Here is a 3,434-nt window from a genome sequence, read left to right as displayed (position 1 = left end):
AGGACGCCGCACTCGTGGCGGCCGGTTTCGAAGACGGCCGCGCGCGCGTCGCGACGCCGCCCGCGAACCTGCTGGCGGGCAACGGCTGGCTCTGGATCGGCGACGATGCGGGCAACTACGGCCCCGACTACGCACTGCGCGCCTACGCGGCCTACACCTCGCCGGGTCTGCCGACGAGCCTCGACGAAGTGCGCGCGCGCGTCGCCCAGGACAGCGACGGCCACGCGCTCAACGGCGCGAACCGCTACGTGATCCACTTCACCGCGAAGCAGCTGCCGCCGGTGCGCGGCTTCTGGTCGATCACGGCCTACACGACCGACGGCGCGCTCGACAGCGACGGCCCGGTGCGCGTCGCGTTCGGCGATCGCAACGGCGCGCGCCGCAACCGCGACGGCTCGCTCGACGTGCACGTGAGCGCCGAGCGTCCGCGCGGCGGCGCCAACTGGGTGCCGGTGCCGAAGGGCGATTTCCGCCTCGTGCTGCGTCTGTACGCACCGAAGCCGCAAGCCACCGACGGCTCGTGGCAACCGCCCGCAGTCGAGCGCCAGTGACATCGGCGAGTCGATGAAACGCGCATAAAACAGCGGCGCCATCCTCCCCGGATGTGCGCCGCTGTTTTTTTGTCAGCGCGGATGTCGTCCGCCTGACGTGCCTGATCGACGCGCGCCGCCACCGTGCGCGCCGACGCCAGCAAACCTCTCACCACGCGGGTCGCCGCGAGCGCACATTGGCCGCCGCGCCGTCCCGCGCTTGCCGCGAAGCCCATGACGCCGGGCGTTTTACTGCCGCGCAAAACGGCATCGGGCCTATACTTCCGGCTGTCGGACTTTTCCGACAAAACGCCCCAGTCTTTCACTCCGCGACAACGTTCTGTCGCGTCATTGGCCAGCAAGCATGGCAAGCATCAACAAAGCATCGCTGACGACTTCCCTGCAATCGGTACGCGCCGTCGCGCGCGCGCCTCGCACACGACGCATCCTCACGGGCGTCCTGATCTTCCTCGTGGTGTTCGGCCTGCTCGGTTTCTTCGCCGCGCCGCCGCTGATCCGCCACATCGCCGAACAGCAGTTGAGCAAGCAGCTCGACCGCCCCGTCACGATCGGCCGCATCGGGCTCAATCCGTACACGCTGCGGCTCGAAGCCGATCGCGTGCATATCGGCGAGCGCGGCGGTCAGGGCGACTTCTTCGACGTCGAACGGCTCGTGGTGAAGCCGTCGTGGTCGTCGCTGTTCCGCCTCGCGCCGATCGTCGACGAAGTGCGGCTCGACTCGCCGCGCGCGACCATCGTGCGGCTCGACGCGCAGCGCTTCAACTTCTCCGATCTGATCGACAAGTTCTCGAAGCCGTCCGAGAAGCCGAGCAGCAAGCCCGCCGAATTCTCCGTCTCGAATATCCGCGTGGAGAACGGACAGATCACGTTCGACGACCGCCTGCTCAACGAGAAGCACGTGATCGACCGCTGGACGCTGGGCATTCCGTTCATCGCCACGCTGCCGTCCAAGACCGATATCTTCGTGCAGCCGATGCTGCGCGCGCGCATCGACGGCGCGAGCACGCTCGCCATTGACGGCAAGACCAAGCCGTTCGCCGTTTCGCGCGAGTCGGAAGTCGAACTGCATCTCGCCGATCTCGACGTGCCGAAGCTGCTCACGTATTCGCCGTCGAAGCTGCCGGTCACGTTGAAGAGCGGCAAGCTCTCGACCAATCTGAAGCTCGATTTCGTGATGTCGGGCGAGAAGCCCACGCTGCGCGTGTCGGGCACGACGGACCTGAACGACATCGATGCCAGCGATAACGCGGGCGCGCCGCTGCTCAACGCGCGCAGCCTGCACGTGGCGGCGAATTCGCTTGAACCGTTCAGCAACAGCTATCGCTTCGACCAGATCAAGATCGATGCGCCGACGGTCTGGGTCGCGCGCGACAAGGCCGGCGTGCTGAGCTTCGAAAAGCTCGTCAACGCGCCCGCCGCGAAGGCCGAGACCGCTGCCGCGGCGAGCGGCGCGTCGGCCGGCGTCGCGGCTGCGCCGCCGGTGGCGTCGGGAGCGCAGGCCACCGCGAGCACTCCGGCCGCGCCCGCCGAAAAAGCGCCGCCGCTCGATCTCTCGATTCATCAGTTCGCGCTCACGGGCGGCACGGTGCACGTGCACGACGAGGCCGCCGCGCGGCCCGTGCAACTGGACCTGAACAACATCATGGCGACGCTCGCCAACTTCTCGTCGACGGCGAAGCAGCCCGCCGCGTACACGCTCGCGCTCGCCGCGCCCGACGGCGGCACGGCGCAGGTCTCGGGCAACTTCGGCATGGCCGCGAAGAGCGCCGACGCGAAGATCGCGCTCAACGCGCTCGCGCTGCCGACGCTGCAGCCGTACATCGACAACGTCACGGCCGCGCAGATCGTCGACGGCAAGCTGAGCCTCGATGCGCTCGTCAACGCGGACTGGGCGAAGCAGCCCGCCGCCGTGACGGTCGGCGCGAGCACGCTGACGCTCGACGCCCTGAAGATCGCCGCGCGCGGTTCGAAGGCGCCCGCGCTCGCGCTCACGAAAGGCGTCGTGCAGCTGACGCAGGTCGATCTGGCGGCGCGCACGGCGCAGGTCGCCTCGGTGGACGCCACGGGTCTGGCCGTCAACGCCGAGCGTCTGAAGAACGGCAAGATCGATCTGATGGAGCTGGCGGGCGCGCATGAAGCTGCGCCGCAGCGCACGGCGATTCACGCGGCGCAGAAGTCGGTGCAGGAAGGCCCGACGTGGCGCTTCAAGATCGACGCGGTGAGCGTGAACGGCGGTTCCGTCAACTTCACCGACAGCACCACGCCGCGCCCCGTGAAGCTCTCGATCGCGCCGCTCGACCTCAAGGTCCAGCAGATCAGCGACGACATGAAGCACGCGCTGCCGATCCAGCTGAAGGCGACCGTCAACAAGAAAGGCACGCTCGCGCTCGACGGCAACGTGAATCCCACGCCGCTGAAAGCGCAGCTGAAGATCGATGCGAACCGGCTCGATGCCGCCGCGTTCGAGCCGTATTTCGGCAACCAGCTGAACGCGGTGATCGCGAGCGCGCTGCTCAACATGAAGGGGCAGTTGTCGGTCGAGCAGGGCAAGGCGATGCGGGCGAACTATCGCGGCGACGCGGCGCTCGTGGACGTGCGCATGCTCGACAAGGCGACCTCGGACCCGTTCGCGGGCTGGCGCTCGCTCGCGCTCACGAACCTCAAGGCGAATTACGACGAGGCGCGCGGCACCGACGTCGACGCGAGCCGCGTGACCTTCGCGGGCTTCTACGGACGCGTGCTGCTCGACGCGCAGGGCAAGCTGAACCTCAAGGACGTGGTGGCGCACGAGAGCGGTCAGCCGCAGTCGCTCACGCGCGACACCAGCGCCGCGCAGCGCGGCGGCCGCGAGCCGGTGCCGCTCACGCCGCAGGCCGCGAGCGA

The 3,434-nt window shown here is 68.4% G+C and carries 2 protein-coding genes; both read left to right on the top strand.

The features are described from left to right. On the top strand, window positions 1-551 hold a 551-nt coding region (locus tag G3N97_RS37460; RefSeq protein WP_205997791.1), incomplete at its 5' end, for a DUF1214 domain-containing protein. A 343-nt stretch (window positions 552-894) separates the two neighbouring features. Then, a partial coding sequence (locus G3N97_RS37455) for a DUF748 domain-containing protein (protein ID WP_205997790.1) occupies window positions 895-3,434 on the top strand: 2,540 nt, incomplete at its 3' end.

The organism is Paraburkholderia sp. Ac-20347 (genome assembly GCF_017104805.1).
Taxonomy (GTDB): Bacteria; Pseudomonadota; Gammaproteobacteria; order Burkholderiales; family Burkholderiaceae; genus Paraburkholderia; species Paraburkholderia tropica.
The sequence above is the reverse complement of the archived record's forward strand: the minus strand, read 5'-3'. Positions and strand labels throughout refer to the sequence as shown.